This window comes from Streptomyces europaeiscabiei, assembly GCF_036346855.1.
Taxonomy (GTDB): domain Bacteria; phylum Actinomycetota; class Actinomycetes; order Streptomycetales; family Streptomycetaceae; genus Streptomyces; species Streptomyces europaeiscabiei.
Map to the genome: position 1 here is coordinate 4,206,011 of NZ_CP107841.1, position 15,156 is coordinate 4,221,166.

13 protein-coding genes are annotated in these 15,156 nt (G+C 70.5%); 5 read left to right on the top strand and 8 right to left on the bottom strand.

What is annotated here, in order from left to right:
• Positions 1–272: 272 nt before the first annotated feature.
• A complete protein-coding gene (locus OG858_RS18125) occupies positions 273–1,943 on the top strand; it encodes an LCP family protein (RefSeq protein WP_319262462.1) in 1,671 nt (556 codons plus the stop codon).
• An 80-nt stretch (positions 1,944–2,023) separates the two neighbouring features.
• Here OG858_RS18125 and OG858_RS18130 read toward each other — a convergent pair whose 3' ends face one another.
• Positions 2,024–3,052 carry a glycosyltransferase family 2 protein gene (locus tag OG858_RS18130; RefSeq protein ID WP_319067936.1) on the bottom strand — a complete coding sequence of 343 codons (1,029 nt, stop codon included), beginning with the start codon at positions 3,050–3,052 and terminating at the stop codon, positions 2,024–2,026.
• 139 nt (positions 3,053–3,191) lie between these two features.
• On the opposite strand from OG858_RS18130, the gene OG858_RS18135 reads away from it, so the two are divergent.
• Together OG858_RS18135 and OG858_RS18140 are read left to right on the top strand one after the other, a co-directional pair.
• On the top strand, positions 3,192–4,628 hold the full coding sequence (locus tag OG858_RS18135) for an LCP family protein (protein WP_319067935.1): 1,437 nt from the start codon (positions 3,192–3,194) through the stop codon (positions 4,626–4,628).
• Positions 4,629–4,757: 129 nt separating this feature from the next.
• Complete coding sequence (locus tag OG858_RS18140) at positions 4,758–6,047, top strand: LCP family protein (protein WP_086748292.1); 1,290 nt, start codon at positions 4,758–4,760, stop codon at positions 6,045–6,047.
• 70 nt (positions 6,048–6,117) lie between these two features.
• Here the strand turns inward: OG858_RS18140 and OG858_RS18145 are convergent, their stop codons facing one another.
• Positions 6,118–6,483, bottom strand: a complete 366-nt coding sequence (locus tag OG858_RS18145; protein ID WP_086748291.1) for a four-helix bundle copper-binding protein — start codon at positions 6,481–6,483, stop codon at positions 6,118–6,120.
• A 174-nt stretch (positions 6,484–6,657) separates the two neighbouring features.
• A complete protein-coding gene (locus OG858_RS18150) occupies positions 6,658–7,815 on the bottom strand; it encodes an acyl-CoA dehydrogenase (protein WP_086748290.1) in 1,158 nt (385 codons plus the stop codon).
• Between the two features lie 209 nt (positions 7,816–8,024).
• Here OG858_RS18150 and OG858_RS18155 point away from each other — a divergent pair, with 209 nt between their 5' ends.
• The gene (locus OG858_RS18155; RefSeq protein ID WP_319067932.1) at positions 8,025–9,368 is read left to right on the top strand and encodes a UDP-glucose dehydrogenase family protein; all 1,344 of its coding nucleotides are present in this window, start codon (positions 8,025–8,027) and stop codon (positions 9,366–9,368) included.
• 134 nt (positions 9,369–9,502) lie between these two features.
• Here OG858_RS18155 and OG858_RS18160 read toward each other — a convergent pair whose 3' ends face one another.
• The gene (locus OG858_RS18160; RefSeq protein ID WP_319067930.1) at positions 9,503–10,009 is read right to left on the bottom strand and encodes a CGNR zinc finger domain-containing protein; all 507 of its coding nucleotides are present in this window, start codon (positions 10,007–10,009) and stop codon (positions 9,503–9,505) included.
• Positions 10,010–10,112: 103 nt separating this feature from the next.
• On the opposite strand from OG858_RS18160, the gene OG858_RS18165 reads away from it, so the two are divergent.
• On the top strand, positions 10,113–10,475 hold the full coding sequence (locus OG858_RS18165; RefSeq protein ID WP_319067929.1) for a VOC family protein: 363 nt from the start codon (positions 10,113–10,115) through the stop codon (positions 10,473–10,475).
• Between the two features lie 110 nt (positions 10,476–10,585).
• Here OG858_RS18165 and OG858_RS18170 read toward each other — a convergent pair whose 3' ends face one another.
• The 4 genes from OG858_RS18170 to OG858_RS18185 form a co-directional block, all read right to left on the bottom strand.
• The gene (locus OG858_RS18170; protein WP_327748819.1) at positions 10,586–11,911 is read right to left on the bottom strand and encodes a dipeptidase; all 1,326 of its coding nucleotides are present in this window, start codon (positions 11,909–11,911) and stop codon (positions 10,586–10,588) included.
• A 157-nt stretch (positions 11,912–12,068) separates the two neighbouring features.
• On the bottom strand, positions 12,069–13,256 hold the full coding sequence (locus OG858_RS18175; RefSeq protein WP_086754023.1) for a dipeptidase: 1,188 nt from the start codon (positions 13,254–13,256) through the stop codon (positions 12,069–12,071).
• Between the two features lie 58 nt (positions 13,257–13,314).
• Complete coding sequence (gene purE, locus OG858_RS18180; protein WP_046708388.1) at positions 13,315–13,815, bottom strand: 5-(carboxyamino)imidazole ribonucleotide mutase; 501 nt, start codon at positions 13,813–13,815, stop codon at positions 13,315–13,317.
• 77 nt (positions 13,816–13,892) lie between these two features.
• Positions 13,893–15,032, bottom strand: coding sequence for a 5-(carboxyamino)imidazole ribonucleotide synthase (locus OG858_RS18185; protein ID WP_086747409.1), 1,140 nt, complete (start codon positions 15,030–15,032; stop codon positions 13,893–13,895).
• Positions 15,033–15,156: the final 124 nt, after the last annotated feature.

A 15,156-nucleotide genomic window follows, 5' to 3' on the forward strand; every position in this document is an offset into this window, starting at 1 on the left:
GGGGTCGTGGCGCGTCTTACCGGACGCGAGTGCAGCAACAAGGTCTGGTGACTTGCCGGGCGGGCGCGGGGACGCGCCCGGCCGGTCTGTTCTGAATGTCGTCGCAATGCCTTAGGGCGGCCGGTGCCGCCGTACCGACCTGTGTCCGCATGTCATCCGGTCGGAACGTATGACGCGTTCAACAGAACATGAGTACATCCGAGTTGGGGTCTCGACAGTCCAACAGGAGGCGGGGACGGCCCCGCCACGGCAGGGTGGGGAGGGGCAGGGAGATGGTACGGAGTGACGTGCGCGGGGACGGGGGGCGACCGCGTGTCGATGAACCCGGCGAACAGGACGAGGACCTGAGACCGCAGGGCGGCTCGGACGGTGACGCGGACGTCAAGGTCCCGGAGCAGCGCAGGGGGACCCGCCGCAACGGCGGCGGCGGTGGCGGGCGGGGGCGCACGAAGACCGCCGCGAGGCCCCGGCGCAGACGGGTGCTGCGCTGGTCGGCGACGATTCTGGCGGTCGTGATACTCGGCACCACGGGTGCCGGCTATCTCTACTACCAGCACCTCAACGGCAACATCAAGAAGGAGAAGCTGAACCTCGGCGAGACGAAGATCGCCGAGCCGACGCCGAACGCGGCCGGGCAGACCCCGCTGAACATCCTGATCATCGGCTCGGACGCGCGGGACAGCGAGGAGAACCAGAAGCTCGGCGGCGCCAAGGAGAACTTCAACGGCCCGCCGCTGGCCGACGTCCAGATGCTGCTGCACCTGTCCGCCGACCGCAGCAACATGTCGGTCGTCAGCATGCCCCGCGACACCCTGCTCGACATCCCCAAGTGCACCGACCCGGACAGCGGCGAGGTGTACGGGGCGCTCACCCACGCGATGACCAACCAGTCGCTGGAGCGCGGCGGCCCGGGTTGCACGGTCGCCACCTGGGAGAAGCTGACCGGGATCCGTATCGACCACTTCATGATGGTCGACTTCTCCGGTGTGGTGTCGATGGCCGACGCGATCGGCGGTGTGCCGGTGTGCGTGGACGCCAACATCTACTCGCACACCAGCGCGGGCAAGGGCTCGGGGCTGAAGCTGGAGAAGGGCACCACGTTCATCAAGGGCAAGCAGGCCCTTCAGTGGCTGCGCACCCGGTACGGCTTCGAGGACGGCAGCGACATCGCGCGCGCCAAGGCGCAGCACCAGTACATGAACGCGATGGTCCGCGAGCTGCGCGAGAACGCCACGGTCACCAACCCGAACAAGCTGCGCAAGCTCGCCGAGGAGGCCACGGACGCGCTCACCGTCGACGAGGGCCTCGGCGACGTGGCGAAACTCCTCGACCTCGGCACGGAGCTGCGCAAGGTCGAGCCGGCCCGGATCACGATGACGACGATGCCGTTCACGTACGTCGGCCCGCGCGTCGTGCCCAAGGAGGGCGACGCGGAGAAACTGTTCCGGCTGGTGCGCGAGGACATCGCGCTGGACGGCAAGGACAAGAAGAAGACCACCACCGAGGACGCGACCGCCGACGACCCGGCGGCGGCGAAGGACGAGATCGGTGTGCTGGTGCAGAACGGCACCATGACCTCCACCCTCGCCCCGGTCGCCGGCCGCGCGCACACGGTGTCCCAGGCGCTGGTCGAGGAGGGCTTCGCCAAGTCCTCGTCCGACGCGACCACCGCGGTCGTCGAGGACAGGACGGTCGTGCGCTACCCGAGCGCCGAGCTGGAGGGCGACGCCCAGGTGGTCGCCAAGGCCCTCGGCATCCCGCTGAGCCAGGTCGAGAAGTCCACGAACGTCAGCGGCGTCACGCTCGTCGTCGGCGCCGACTGGCGCGAGGGGAACACGTACAAGGCCGAGAAGGAGGACGACACGACTCCGAAGTCGGCGGACGCCCTCAACGGCGCGAAGACGGACGCCTGCATGGAGGTCGACCCGAACTTCACCTGGTAGCCGTCGTCCACACGCAAGTCGTCGTACACGCCTCGGGCCCCTCTCGATCGAGAGGGGCCCGAGGCGTACGTCCCGCGCGCTCAGCTCTCGGTGAGCACCGCCGGGCGGCGGGACGCGATGACCTTCTTCGCCAGGGACTTGGGGCTGGTGAGGAAGCCGAAGCCCCAGGACATGTGCATGGTGGCGAGGGCGACGGGGATCTGGAGCCGGGCCTTGAGCGGCAGCCCCCTGCCCGCCGGGACCGAGCCCGCGGCGATCGCTGCGAGATAGCCGCCGGGGATGACGTAGCCCAGCGGGGTCAGCAGGCCGCCGACCAGGACGCCGGCGACGATCGCGCACACCGCCGCCGGGGGGGCGAGATAGCGCAGGTTGATGGAGCCCTCGTGGTAGCGGGCGACGACGTGCCGCCAACGCCCGTAGTCCTTGTACTGCTTGGCGAGCGCCTTCACGCTGGGCCGCGGCCGGTACGACACCCGCAGCTCGGGCGAGAACCAGATGAGGCCGCCCGCCTCACGGATCCGGAAGTTCAGCTCCCAGTCCTGGGCGCGGATGAACTCCACGTTGTAGCCGTCCTGCCGCTCCAGTGCCTCGCGCCGGAAGACGCCCAGGTAGACCGTCTCGGCCGGGCCGGCCTGCCCGCCCGTGTGGAAGGCGGCGTTGCCGACGCCGATCTTCGAGGTCATGGCGGCGGCGACCGCGTGCTCCCAGTCGTTCTCGCCCTCGGCGTGCATGATGCCGCCGACGTTCTGCGCGCCGGTCTCCTCCAGGAGCCGTACGGCGGTGGCGATGTAGTTCGGCGAGAGGATGCCGTGGCCGTCGACACGGACCACGATCGGATGGCGGGAGGCCTTGATCGCGGCGTTGAGCGCGGCGGGCGTACGGCCGGTGGGGTTCGGGACGGTGTGAACGCGCGGGTCTTCGGCCACGAGTTCGGCGGCGATCTCGTCCGTGCGGTCCTTGGACGGACCGAGGGCGATCACGACCTCCATCTCGCCGGCGTACTCCTGCGCGAGGATCGCTTGGACGGCTCCGCGCAGATGCCGCTCCTCGTCGAGGACGGGCATGATCACAGACACGGCGGGGAGCTGCACGTCGGGCTTGGCGTTCATAGAAGGCTCACGTTACCGCGAACGGGGGACACGAACGCGCGCCGCCCGGTCGCGTGGACGGGGCACGGATCCCGGGGCCCTACGGTGCTCACGGTTCCCTGATGACTTCCCCTGACCGGTCTCGCGGAGGTGTCCCCCCGTGTCCACACCGCCCCGCCGCCCAGCCCGCCCGCAACCCGGCCCTCCCGTCCGCCCCCGGCGGCGGAGCTGGGCCATGCGGGCGGTGACCACGCTCTCCGTGGTGGTACTGGCCGCCGCGGGCATCGGGCACGCGGTGGTGACCCGCCTGGACGGCGAGATCACCCGGGTCGACGCCTTCAAGGACATGAAGAACCGCCCCGCGGCGGGCCACGGCATGAACGTCCTGCTGGTCGGCACCGACGGCCGCGACCGGATCACCGAGGAGGAGCGGCGGAAGTACCGGCTGGGCGGCGCCCCCTGCCACTGCACGGACACGATGATGATCGTGCACATCTCCGAGGACCGGGAACGCGCGAGCATCGTGAGCCTGCCACGCGACTCGTACGCCGAGACGCCCGCGCACACCGACCGCGCCACCGGCAGGACGCACAAGGGCCACCCCATCAAGCTGAACGCGGCCTACGCGGAGGGCGGACCGCAGCTCACCGTGCGTACGGTCGAGCACATGACCAAGGTGAAGATCGACCACTACGTCGAGGTCGACTTCACCAGCTTCATGCGGACCGTCGACGTCCTCGGCGGCGTCAGGATCTGCACCACCCGCCCCCTCAAGGACTCCTACACCGGCCTCGACCTCAGCGCCGGCGCCCACGAGCTGGACGGCGGCCAGGCCCTCCAGTACGTCCGCTCCCGGCACGCCGACGGCTCCTCCGACCTCGGCCGTATGCAACGCCAGCAGCGCTTCATGGCGTCCCTGATGTCCCAGGCCACCTCCTCCGGCGTCCTGCTCAACCCGATGAAGTTCCGCGACATCACACAGGCCGTCCTCGGGTCCGTCCGCGCCGACAAGGAGTTCGGCACCGGCGAGCTGATCGACCTCGGCCGCGCGATGCGGAACCTCAGCCCCGCCTCCTCCGAGTTCACCACCGTGCCCATCGGACGGATGGGGTACGCCGTGAAGGGCCTCGGCTCGACCCTCAAGTGGGACGACGCCAGGTCCGCCCGCCTCTTCGAGGCCCTGCGCGACGACCGCCCCCTCGCCCCCTACAAGGCGCGCGGCACGTACACCCTCGTCGACGTCGCCCCCCAGCAGATCCGTGTCCAGGTCGAGAACGGCACGGCCGTGCCCGGCCTCGGCAAGAAGGTGGACCGCGCGCTGGCCGCCACCGGCTTCCGCACCACGAGGATCCCGGTGAACGCCCCGCAGCAGGACGTCCGCCGCACGGTCGTCGCCTACGACCCCCGCTGGGACCGATCCGCCCGCTCCCTCGCGACCGCCCTCCCGGGCTCGGAACTGCGCCCGGTCCGCGCCCAGGGCCCCACCCTCAGGGTGATCGCCGGCACGGACTTCGAGCAGGTCCGCAGGGTGCGGGCGGAGAACCCCGGGCAGGGCGAGTCGGCGGTGGTGAGGGGCGACCAGGTCTCCTGCTCGTGAGACCTGCGGTCGTCCTAGGCGGCCGACCCCCTACAAAACCGTGCAATTTGTGTCAGCTTCGCTACAGCCCTGCCTTTGTTTTTCATCGACCCTTGTAAAGGGCACAGCCCTACCCGGCACACTGGGCGCATGAACGATTGGCCCGAGGGATGGTCCGGCAACAACCGCGGCGGCGGCTACGGACACGGCAACGCGAGCGCACAGCCCGACGGGGCGCGCGTGATGCGCCCGGTCCGTCGCGGCCAGTCGGCACCCCCTCAGGGAGGCGTGCCCCAACAGCCGTCGTACGGCGACTCGTACGCCGACGGCCACGGCAGCGGACCCGACCAGTACGGCGGCGGGTACAACAACGACTACAACACCGGCCAGGTCTACGGCTCCGGTGGCACCGGCGGTCCGGGCGGCCACGGCGGCGGTCGCGGTGAGCGCCCCGCGCCGGACTGGCGGCGTCGTATCAAGGTGACCGCGATCACGGTCACCGTGGTGCTGCTCGCGACGACGATCGGCACGTACTTCTGGGCCGATTCCAAGCTGAACCGCGAGGTCGACCTGTCGAAGGTCATCGACCGGCCGGACGCGGGCGAGGGCACCAACTACCTGATCGTCGGCTCCGACAGCCGTGAGGGTCTGTCCGACGACCAGAAGAAGGAGCTCCACACCGGGTCCGCCGACGGCAAGCGCACGGACTCGATGATGATCCTGCACACCGGCTCGAACGGCCCGACGCTGGTCTCGCTGCCCCGTGACTCGAACGTCGAGATACCGACGTTCGTCGGCTCCGAGTCCGGCAAGACCTTCAAGGGCACCGGACGCCAGGTGAAGTTGAACGCGGCGTACGCGGAGGACGGGCCCGAGCTGCTGGTCCGCACCGTCGAGGCCAACACGGGTCTGCACATCGACCACTACGTGGAGATCGGCTTCGCGGGGTTCGCGAACATCGTCGACGCGGTCGGCGGCGTGGAGATCGACATCCCCAAGGGCGGTCTGAAGGACACCAAGTCCGGCGCGAACTTCGAGGCGGGCAAGCAGACCCTGAACGGCGAGCAGTCCCTCGCCTTCGTCCGCACCCGCTACGCCCTCGCGCGCAGCGACCTGGACCGTACGAAGAACCAGCAGAAGTTCCTTGCGGCTCTCGCCAGTCAGACGGCGACGCCGAGCACGGTGCTCAACCCGTTCAAGCTGTACCCGACGATGAGCGCGGGTCTGGACACCCTGATCGTCGACAAGGACATGAGCCTGTTCGACCTGGCCGACATGTTCTGGGCGATGAAGGGCGTGACGGGCGGCGACGGCAAGTCCATGAACATGCCGATCTCGGGCAACGCCGGCAACGGCAACCTCCAGTGGGACACCACGAAGGTGAAGCAGCTGGTGGAGCAGTTGAAGAACGACGAGACGGTGACGGTGACGGGCAACTGACCCCGCGCGACCAAGAGACCGAGGGGCATCCTGTGACGGGGTGCCCCTCGGTCTTTTCGGTCGTGCGGGGTCAGGCGGTCGCGCCCGCCATCGTCCGGCACATCTCGGAGCAGCGGCGACACGCCTCGGCACATCGCATCAGCTGTTGATCGTCCGGCATGGACATACACGCCTCGGCGCACATGTCACAGGCGCGGGCGCACATCGCGCACATCTCGGCGGCCAGCGGCGAGCGGCGCATCATCATGTCCGCGCACATACGGGTCATCTCGGCGCAGTCCATCAGGGCGCGCATGATCTGCATCTGGGCCTGACCGCCGGCCTGCATGCAGGAGCTCATGGTCTCCTCGCACATGCTGTGGCACGTCATGCAGGCGTTGACGCAGTCCTGCATCTCCTTGCTCATCGTGGTCATGGCTCCGGCGTGCTGCGTCATGGCTCCTCCTGGGGTGGTGGGAGCGGGGTCCGGGACGGACCCCGTGCACTTCCGTCCTACGCCTCCCCGCCCCCGCCCGCCATCGGGCGGACGGAAACAATCCGCCCCATACGTCCCGTACGACAACAGCCCCCGGCGGATGCCGGGGGCCGTGTACGGATTGCGCCGAAGGGATTACGGCAGGTTGCGGGCCATGACGATCCGCTGGACCTGGTTCGTGCCCTCGTATATCTGTGTGATCTTCGCGTCGCGCATCATGCGCTCGACCGGGTAGTCACGGGTGTAGCCGTACCCGCCGAGGAGCTGGACGGCGTCCGTGGTGACCTCCATGGCGACGTCGGAGGCGAAGCACTTGGCGGCGGCGCCCTGGAAGGTCAGGTCCTTGTCGCCGCGCTCCGACTTGGCCGCGGCCTGGTAGGTCAGGGCGCGGGCGGCCTCGATCTTCATGGCCATGTCGGCGAGCATGAACTGGATGCCCTGGAAGTCGGCGATCGGCTTGCCGAACTGCTTGCGCTCCTGGACATAGCCCTTGGCGTAGTCGAGGGCGCCCTGGGCGACACCGAGGGCCTGGGCGGCGATGGTGATCCGGGTGTGGTCCAGGGTCTTCATCGCCGTGGCGAAGCCGGTGCCCTCCTCGCCGATCATGCGGTCGGCGGGAATGCGGACGTTGTCGAGGTAGACCTCGCGGGTCGGGGAGCCCTTGATGCCGAGCTTCTTCTCCGGGGCGCCGAAGGAGACGCCCTCGTCGGACTTCTCGACGACGAAGGCGGAGATGCCCTTGGAGCGCTTCTCCGGGTCCGTGACGGCCATGACCGTGTAGTAGTCGGAGACGCCCGCGTTGGTGATCCAGCGCTTCACTCCGTTGAGGATGAAGTGGTCGCCGTCGCGGACCGCGCGGGTCTTCATGCCGGCCGCGTCGGAGCCGGCGTCCGGCTCGGAGAGGCAGTACGAGAACATCGCGTCGCCCTTGGCGAGCGGGCCCAGGTACTTCTTCTTCAGCTCCTCGGAGCCGGAGAGGATCACGGGCAGCGAGCCGAGCTTGTTGACGGCCGGGATCAGGGAGGACGACACGCAGGCGCGGGCCACCTCCTCGATGACGATGACCGTGGCGAGCGCGTCGGCGCCGGCGCCGCCGTACTCCTCGGGGACGTGCACGGCATGCAGGTCGCCCGCGACCAGCGCGTCCAGCGCCTCCTGCGGGAAACGGGCCTCCTCGTCCACGGCGGCGGCGAAGGGCGCGATCTTCGCCTCGGAGAGGGAACGGATCGCGTCACGGAGCATGTCGTGCTCCTCGGACGGGCGGTACAGGTCGAAATCAGCCGATCCGGCCAAGGTCTCTCACGCTCCTGACGCTAACTACCGTTAAGTAACTCAAATTTTAGTGGTCTGTCCACGCGAGTGATACGTGAGCTTGACGACAGGCCGCCACACCCGGGGAATCTGCCCGGTGAAGGGCTCGAACACGCCCCGACTATGCTCGTGCAGCGCGCAGGACCAGAGCATGTTTGTCATCCCACGGCCGGACATCCCAGGAGCACTCCATGGCCCTCAAGATCACCGTGATCGGCACCGGCTATCTCGGCGCGACACACGCCGCGGCCATGGCCGAGCTGGGGTTCGAGGTGCTCGGACTCGACGTCGTCGAAGAGAAGATCGACATGCTCCGGCGGGGCGAGGTCCCGATGTACGAGCCGGGCCTGGAGGAGCTGCTGCGCAAGCATGTCGCCGGCATCGAGGGGTCCAGCGGGCGGCTGCGCTTCACGACCGACTACGCCGAGGTCGCGGCCTTCGGCGACATCCACTTCGTCTGTGTGAACACCCCGCAGCGGCACGGCGAGTACGCCTGCGACATGTCGTACGTCGACGCCGCCTTCGCCTCGCTCGCCCCGCATCTGACGGGCCCCGCCCTCGTCGTCGGCAAGTCGACCGTGCCGGTGGGGTCCGCCGACCGGCTGGCCGCCTATCTCGCCGAGCACGCGCCGGCCGGAGCGGACGCCGAGCTGGCCTGGAACCCGGAGTTCCTGCGCGAGGGCTTCGCCGTGAACGACACGCTGCACCCCGACCGGATCGTGGTGGGCGTGCGGAGCGAGACGGCCGAGAAGCTGCTGCGCGAGGTGTACGCGACGCCGGTGACCGAGGGCTCCCCGATGGTCGTCACCGACTTTCCGACCGCCGAGCTGGTGAAGACCGCCGCGAACTCCTTCCTCGCCACCAAGATCTCCTTCATCAACGCCATGGCCGAGGTGTGCGAGGCCGCCGGGGGCGATGTCGCCAAGCTGGCGGAGGCCATCGGGCACGACGACCGGATCGGCAGGAAGTTCCTGCGGGCCGGCATCGGCTTCGGCGGCGGCTGTCTGCCGAAGGACATCCGGGCGTTCATGGCCCGCGCCGGCGAGCTGGGCGCGGACCAGGCGCTGACGTTCCTGCGCGAGATCGACTCCATCAACATGCGCCAGCGCGGTCAGATGGTGGAGCTGGCCCGCCAGGCGCTGGGCGGCGGCTCCTTCCTGGGCAAGCGGGTCGCCGTGCTCGGCGCCACCTTCAAGCCCGACTCCGACGACGTACGCGACTCCCCCGCCCTCAACGTGGCGGGGCAGATCCACCTCCAGGGCGGCCAGGTCACCGTCTACGACCCCAAGGGCATGGACAACGCCCGGCGGGTCTTCCCGACCCTCGGGTACGCCGACTCCGCGGTCGCGGCCGTGCGGAACGCCGACATAGTGCTGCACCTGACGGAGTGGCGCGAATTCCGCGAGCTGGACCCGGCGGCGCTGGGCGAGGTCGCCTCGACACGGCTCGTGCTGGACGGCCGCAACGCGCTGGACCCGGAGCTGTGGCGCCGGGCCGGGTGGACGTACCGGGCGATGGGGCGGCCGACCGCCTAGAGCGGTTTCTGCGGCGTGGGGCCGGGCCCCCGTGCGGGCGACAGAGGTGACGCCGTTCCGGCCGAGGCTCAGTCGGCCGGAACGGCGTCTTCCCGCATTCTCCACCGTTCCGGCGGCCGGCGGGGGCGAAGCGCTTACTTCGCTCGGTAGCGGCGCATCTTCGCGCGGGCGCCGCACACCTGCATCGAGCACCAGCGGCCCCGTCCGGCCGGGCTGCGGTCGTAGTACGCCCAGTGGCAGTCGGGGGCCTCGCAGGCCTTGAGGCGTTGCCAGGTGCCCGCCGTGAGGGCCTCGGCGACGGCCGCGGCCACACGGGAGACGAGGGGCGCCGGGTCGGCGGCGGGCCGCAGGCTCGCGGAGCCGTCCCCGGCGGAGATCGCGACGATCAGGGGTGCGGCGGCCAGGAGTCGGCCGAGCGGGGTCACCGGGCGGTGCGGTGCGTGGCCGGCGTGGGCCAGCAGGGTCGCCCGGAGGGACTCCCGCAGGTCGCGTACGGCCGCGATGTCCTCGTCGGCCGCCAGGCCGAGGCGGGCCCGGCCTTCCGGAGTGTCCAGGGCATCGGCGCCCGTCTCCAGATCCAGCGTGTTCACCAGGCTCTCGACGAGGGCCAGGCCGCCGGGGGCGGACGCTCTCTCACTCATGCCGTGACGTTACCTCTTAAAGGGATGCATGAGGTAACCGTTACTGGTTACTCTCTTCTGCAGGTAACCGATGTCACGCGCAGGAACGAGCAAGGAGAAGGCCATGGCCATCGCCAAGCTGGATGTCGTCGTTCTGGACTGTCCCGACCCGGCCGCGCTCGCCGGGTTCTACGCCGAGGTGATCGGCGGAAAGGTCAGCGGGGAGGGGGACTGGGTGGACCTGGAGGTGCCGGGCGGGGGCGCTCGGCTGGCGTTCCAGCGGGCGCCGGGGTTCGTGGCGCCTCAGTGGCCCTCGGCGGAGCGGTCTCAGCAGTTCCATCTCGACCTGGACGTGGCGGACATGGACGCGGCGGAGAAGGAGGTGCTGGCGCTCGGGGCGACGGTGCTGGACGCGGAGGACCGTGAGCGCGGATTCCGGGTGTACGCGGATCCTGTGGGGCATCCGTTCTGTCTCTGCCGGGGCTGAGTACGCCGTAGGGGGTGGGGGCCGCAGCGTGTTCGGCGGCTGCGGGTCGTCCGTCGTGGTTTCGCGCGCAGTTCCCCGCGCCCCTGAGAACAGGGGCGCGGGGCGGCGGACTACGCGTCCAGGTCTCCGATCCTCGCCGTCGAGGCCTCTCGGCGGTCCCGTGCCGCCCTCGATGTGAAGTCGGCGGTGCGGAGGACTCGTTGGACGTTGCCCCAGGTGAGGAGGGCGAGATCGGTTTCGGACCAGCCTCGGTGCATGAGTTCGGCGACGAGGTGGGGGTAGCAGGAGGCGTCGGTGAGGTCCTGCGGGTGGGCGGCTCCGGAGTCGTAGGTGCCGGAGAGGCCGACGCACTCGGGGCCGGCGATCGCGCGGACGTGGTCGAGATGGTCGGCGACGTCGCGGACGGACGGGCCGGTCTGCTCGGCGGTGAGCGGCACCATGCACAGGCCTCCGGCCTTGCCCAGCGCGGCGAGGAGGTCGTCGGAGAGGTTGGCGGGGTGGGGCCGCAGGGCGCCGGCCGCCGAGCGGGTGCACACGACCGGGGCGCGGGAGAGCGCGAGCGCCCGGCGGACGGTCGGCTCGGAGGCGCCGGAGAGGTCGGCGAGGACGCCGATGCGGTTCATCTCGCGGACCACCTCCTCGCCGAACCTGCTCAGCCCGGACTCGCCCGCCCAGGACGCTCCGGCGAGGGTGAGGGTCTTCAGGCCGAGCGCGTTCAGGGCGCGCAGGATGCCGAGGGAGTCGCCGATCGCCGGGGCTCCGGCGGGGCCGAGCAGCACGGCTACGCGGCCGCAGTTGCGGGCGTCGGTGGTCTCCCCCGCGGTGTGCACGAGCCGCAGGCCCTCGGGGTGGGCGTGGACGACCGTCCGGACCAGGTCCAGTTGCTCCAGGGTGGCGCCGACGGCCCGCTCACCCGTCAGGCCCTCCGGAAGGTGCAACGACCAGAACAGCGCGCCGATGTGGCCCTTGCGCATCCGCGGCACATCGGTGTCCACCCCGCCCTCGCCCAGTTCCAGGTCGTACCGGGGCAGCTGACGCAGCACCCAGGGCAGCCCGCTGTAGCCGTCGGCGACGGGGTGCGCGACCAGGAAGGCGTGCGCCTCGGCCAACTCGGAAGAGGGCTCGGCGGTCCCGGCCACGGAGGCGTCGTCGGCGGCGGCGACGGGTGAGGTGGCGGCTGCACGACCGCCCTCGGCGGCGCGGGGGGCGGCATCGGTTCGGCCGCCGGCCGCTCGGCCGTCCTCGGGGCGGGTGCCGTCGGGACGGTCGTCGTCCGCTCCGTCGCCGTCGGGTCGGCTGCCGTCGCCGGGGGCTATCGGCTCCGCCACCGGCGGCCGGTGGCCGCGTTTCGACTTGGGCTTCGTACTGGTGGTGGGGGGCGTGTCGAGTTCGCCGGCCTCCCCTGCGGCTTGCAGTTCGTCCTGCAGATCTGCCATGGCAAACCTCCGTAGCCGTTGGGTGATCGCAGTACTCGTCACCGTGCCACGGAGGCCACTCGCCTTCCTGGTGGGTGGGGCGTTCGGGTTGTACGGCGGCGGCCGGGCCGCCGTACTCCACCCGGGTGAGGCCCCGGGCGCCCGCACGCGCCCGGTGTCACCCGTCCAGCTGCACGAGCGTCGCGTTCGACGGACCCGTACGAGCCTGGAGGTCCCGGGCCACGTCCTCCGCCGCGCCCAGCACCCGGACCGCGTTCCGCCAGGTCAGCTTGGCGAGGTCGGGCCGGGACCAGCCGCGGTCGAGAAGCTCGGCGATCAGGTTCGGGTAGCAGGAGACGTCGCCCAGGCCGTCCGGGGTGAAGGCCGTGCCGTCGTAGTCGCCGCCGATGCCGAGGTGGTCGACACCGGCGACCTCGCGCATGTGGTCGAGATGGTCCGCGACCGTGGACACCGTGGCGACCGGACGGGGGGTCCGCTCCTCGAAGGCGCGGTGGACCGCCATCGCCTCGGGGGTGGTGTCGAGGTGGTGCAGGCCGTGGGCCCGCATGTTCTCGTCGGCGGCGGCCGTCCAGTCCACGGCGGCCTGGAGCACGAACTTCGGCACGAACGTCACCATCGCCACTCCCCCGTTGGCCGGGAGCCGCTCCAGGACGTCGTCCGGGATGTTGCGGGGGTGGTCGCAGACGGCCCGCGACGACGAGTGGGAGAAGATCACCGGGGCCGTCGACGTGTCGAGCGCATCGCGCATCGTCGTCGCCGCCACGTGCGAGAGGTCGACGAGCATGCCCTCGCGGTTCATCTCCCGGACGACGGCCCGGCCGAAGTCCGACAGGCCGCCGACCGCCGCCGCGTCGGTCGCGGAGTCCGCCCAGGCGATGTTGTCGTTGTGGGTGAGCGTCATGTAGCGGACGCCCAGCGCGTACAGCGCCCGCAGGGTGGCGAGGCTGTTGTCGATGGAGTGGCCGCCCTCGGCACCCATCAGGGAGGCGACACGGCCCTCGGCGCGGGCCGCCTCCATGTCGGCGGCGGTCAGCGCGGCGCGCAGCTCGACGGGGTATCGGTCGATCAACTGTCGCACGCAGTCGATCTGTTCGAGGGTCGCGGAGACGGCCCCCGGCAGTGCCTCGGCATGCGAGGGGACGTACACCGACCAGAACTGCGCCCCGACCCCGCCCGCGCGCAGCCGTGCCAGGTCGGTGTGGAGAAAGGCGCTCTGGTCGGTGGCGATGTCCCGCGCGTCCAGGTCGTAGCGGACCTGCTCGCGCAGCGCCCAGGGCAGGTCGTTGTGCCCGTCCGCGACCGGGAACTCCCGCAGCAGCTCCCGGGCCGCCTCCAGTGATGCCATGTCCATGCTCATACCCATGCCCCCCGTGTCCCCCGTGATCCCCGTCATCGCGTTACGTCTACTTCCCGAAGCCGAAGCCGTTGCCGGCTCCCTCGACCTTGGTGCGCAGGCGCTTGCCCTTCTCGGTGGCCTGGTCGTTCAGCTCCTGCTGGAACTCGCGCATACGGCCGAGGAGTTCCTCGTCCTGCGTGGCCAGGATGCGCGCGGCCAGCAGACCGGCGTTGCGGGCCCCGGCGACGGAGACCGTCGCGACGGGCACACCGGCCGGCATCTGCACGATCGACAGCAGGGAGTCCATCCCGTCGAGGTACTTCAGCGGCACGGGCACGCCGATCACCGGCAGCGGGGTCACGGACGCGAGCATGCCGGGCAGATGGGCGGCGCCGCCCGCGCCCGCGATGATCACCTTGAGGCCACGGCCCGCGGCCTCCTCTCCGTACGCGATCATCTCGCGCGGCATCCGGTGCGCGGAGACGACGTCGACCTCGTACGCGATCTCGAACTCGTCGAGTGCCTGCGCGGCGGCCTCCATGACGGGCCAGTCGGAGTCCGACCCCATGACAATGCCGACCGACGGAACAGAGCGCGCGTCAGCGCTCGTTGAGGGGTGGTGGTCGGGCGACGGGAGGGCGGGGCTCATTCGGTGATCGTGCCTCTCAGGTAACCGGCAGCGTGACGGGCGCGCTCCAGCACGTCGTCGAGGTCGTCGCCGTAGGTGTTGACGTGACCGACCTTACGACCGGGCTTCACGTCCTTGCCGTACATGTGGATCTTGAGCTGTGGGTCGCGGGCCATGCAGTGCAGGTACGCCGAGTACATGTCGGGGTAGTCGCCGCCGAGGACGTTGACCATGACGGTCCACTTCGCGCGCGGGCGCGGGTCGCCCAGCGGCAGGTCGAGGACGGCCCGTACGTGGTTGGCGAACTGCGAGGTGATCGCGCCGTCCTGGCTCCAGTGGCCGGAGTTGTGGGGGCGCATGGCCAGCTCGTTGACGAGGATGCGGCCGTCGCGGGTCTGGAAGAGTTCCACGGCCAGGTGGCCGGTCACGTCCAGTTCCTTGGCGATGGTGAGGGCCAGTTGCTCGGCCTTGAGGGCGAGGGCGGGGTCGAGGTCGGGGGCGGGCGCGATGACGGTGTCGCAGACGCCGTTCACCTGCCGAGACTCCACGACCGGGTACGCGACGGCCTGGCCGTGCGGCGACCGTACGACGCCCGCGGCCAGCTCCCGTACGAAGTCGACCTTCTCCTCCGCGAGGACCGGGACGCCGGCGCGGAAGGGCTCGGCGGCGTCCTCGACCGACCGGACGACCCACACGCCCTTGCCGTCGTAGCCGCCGCGGACCGTCTTGAGGATGACCGGAAACCCCTCGCCCTCGGCGGCGAAAGCGGCCACGTCGTCGGGGTCCGCGACGATGCGGTGCCGTGGGCAGGGCACGCCGATCGCGTCGAGCCTCGCGCGCATCACGCCCTTGTCCTGGGCGTGCTGGAGCGCGTCCGGCCCCGGGCGCACGGGGATGCCGTCCGCCTCCAGGGCGCGTAGATGCTCGGTGGGTACGTGTTCGTGATCGAAGGTGATCACGTCGCAGCCCTGCGCGAACGCACGCAGCGTGTCGAGGTCGCGGTAGTCGCCGATGACGACATCACCGACGACCTGCGCCGCGGAATCCTGAGGGGTGTCACTGAGGAGCTTGAACCTGATGCCGAGCGGGATGCCCGCCTCGTGTGTCATACGAGCGAGCTGGCCCCCGCCGACCATGCCGACTACCGGGAACGTCACGCCCCCAGGGTATCGGCCACGGAATCGGCCACTCCCCGGTGCCCGATTTCCCCGCCCTTTTCCCCACTGGACCGCCCCTGGACCTCCCCCGTGTCGCGGCTGTGAGCTTCCGCACAGGCATTGC

What these genes read in the sequence shown, in the direction of transcription:
- OG858_RS18170 (WP_327748819.1), bottom strand. Translation starts at nt 11,911, where the DNA reads ATGGCAGATCTGCAGGACGAACTGCAAGCCGCAGGGGAGGCCGGCGAA.
- OG858_RS18140 (WP_086748292.1), top strand. Translation starts at nt 4,758, where the DNA reads ATGAACGATTGGCCCGAGGGATGGTCCGGCAACAACCGCGGCGGCGGC.
- OG858_RS18175 (WP_086754023.1), bottom strand. Translation starts at nt 13,256, where the DNA reads ATGGCATCACTGGAGGCGGCCCGGGAGCTGCTGCGGGAGTTCCCGGTC.
- OG858_RS18125 (WP_319262462.1), top strand. Translation starts at nt 273, where the DNA reads ATGGTACGGAGTGACGTGCGCGGGGACGGGGGGCGACCGCGTGTCGAT.
- OG858_RS18145 (WP_086748291.1), bottom strand. Translation starts at nt 6,483, where the DNA reads ATGACGCAGCACGCCGGAGCCATGACCACGATGAGCAAGGAGATGCAG.
- OG858_RS18130 (WP_319067936.1), bottom strand. Translation starts at nt 3,052, where the DNA reads ATGAACGCCAAGCCCGACGTGCAGCTCCCCGCCGTGTCTGTGATCATG.
- purE (WP_046708388.1), bottom strand. Translation starts at nt 13,815, where the DNA reads ATGGGGTCGGACTCCGACTGGCCCGTCATGGAGGCCGCCGCGCAGGCA.
- OG858_RS18155 (WP_319067932.1), top strand. Translation starts at nt 8,025, where the DNA reads ATGGCCCTCAAGATCACCGTGATCGGCACCGGCTATCTCGGCGCGACA.
- OG858_RS18160 (WP_319067930.1), bottom strand. Translation starts at nt 10,009, where the DNA reads ATGAGTGAGAGAGCGTCCGCCCCCGGCGGCCTGGCCCTCGTCGAGAGC.
- OG858_RS18165 (WP_319067929.1), top strand. Translation starts at nt 10,113, where the DNA reads ATGGCCATCGCCAAGCTGGATGTCGTCGTTCTGGACTGTCCCGACCCG.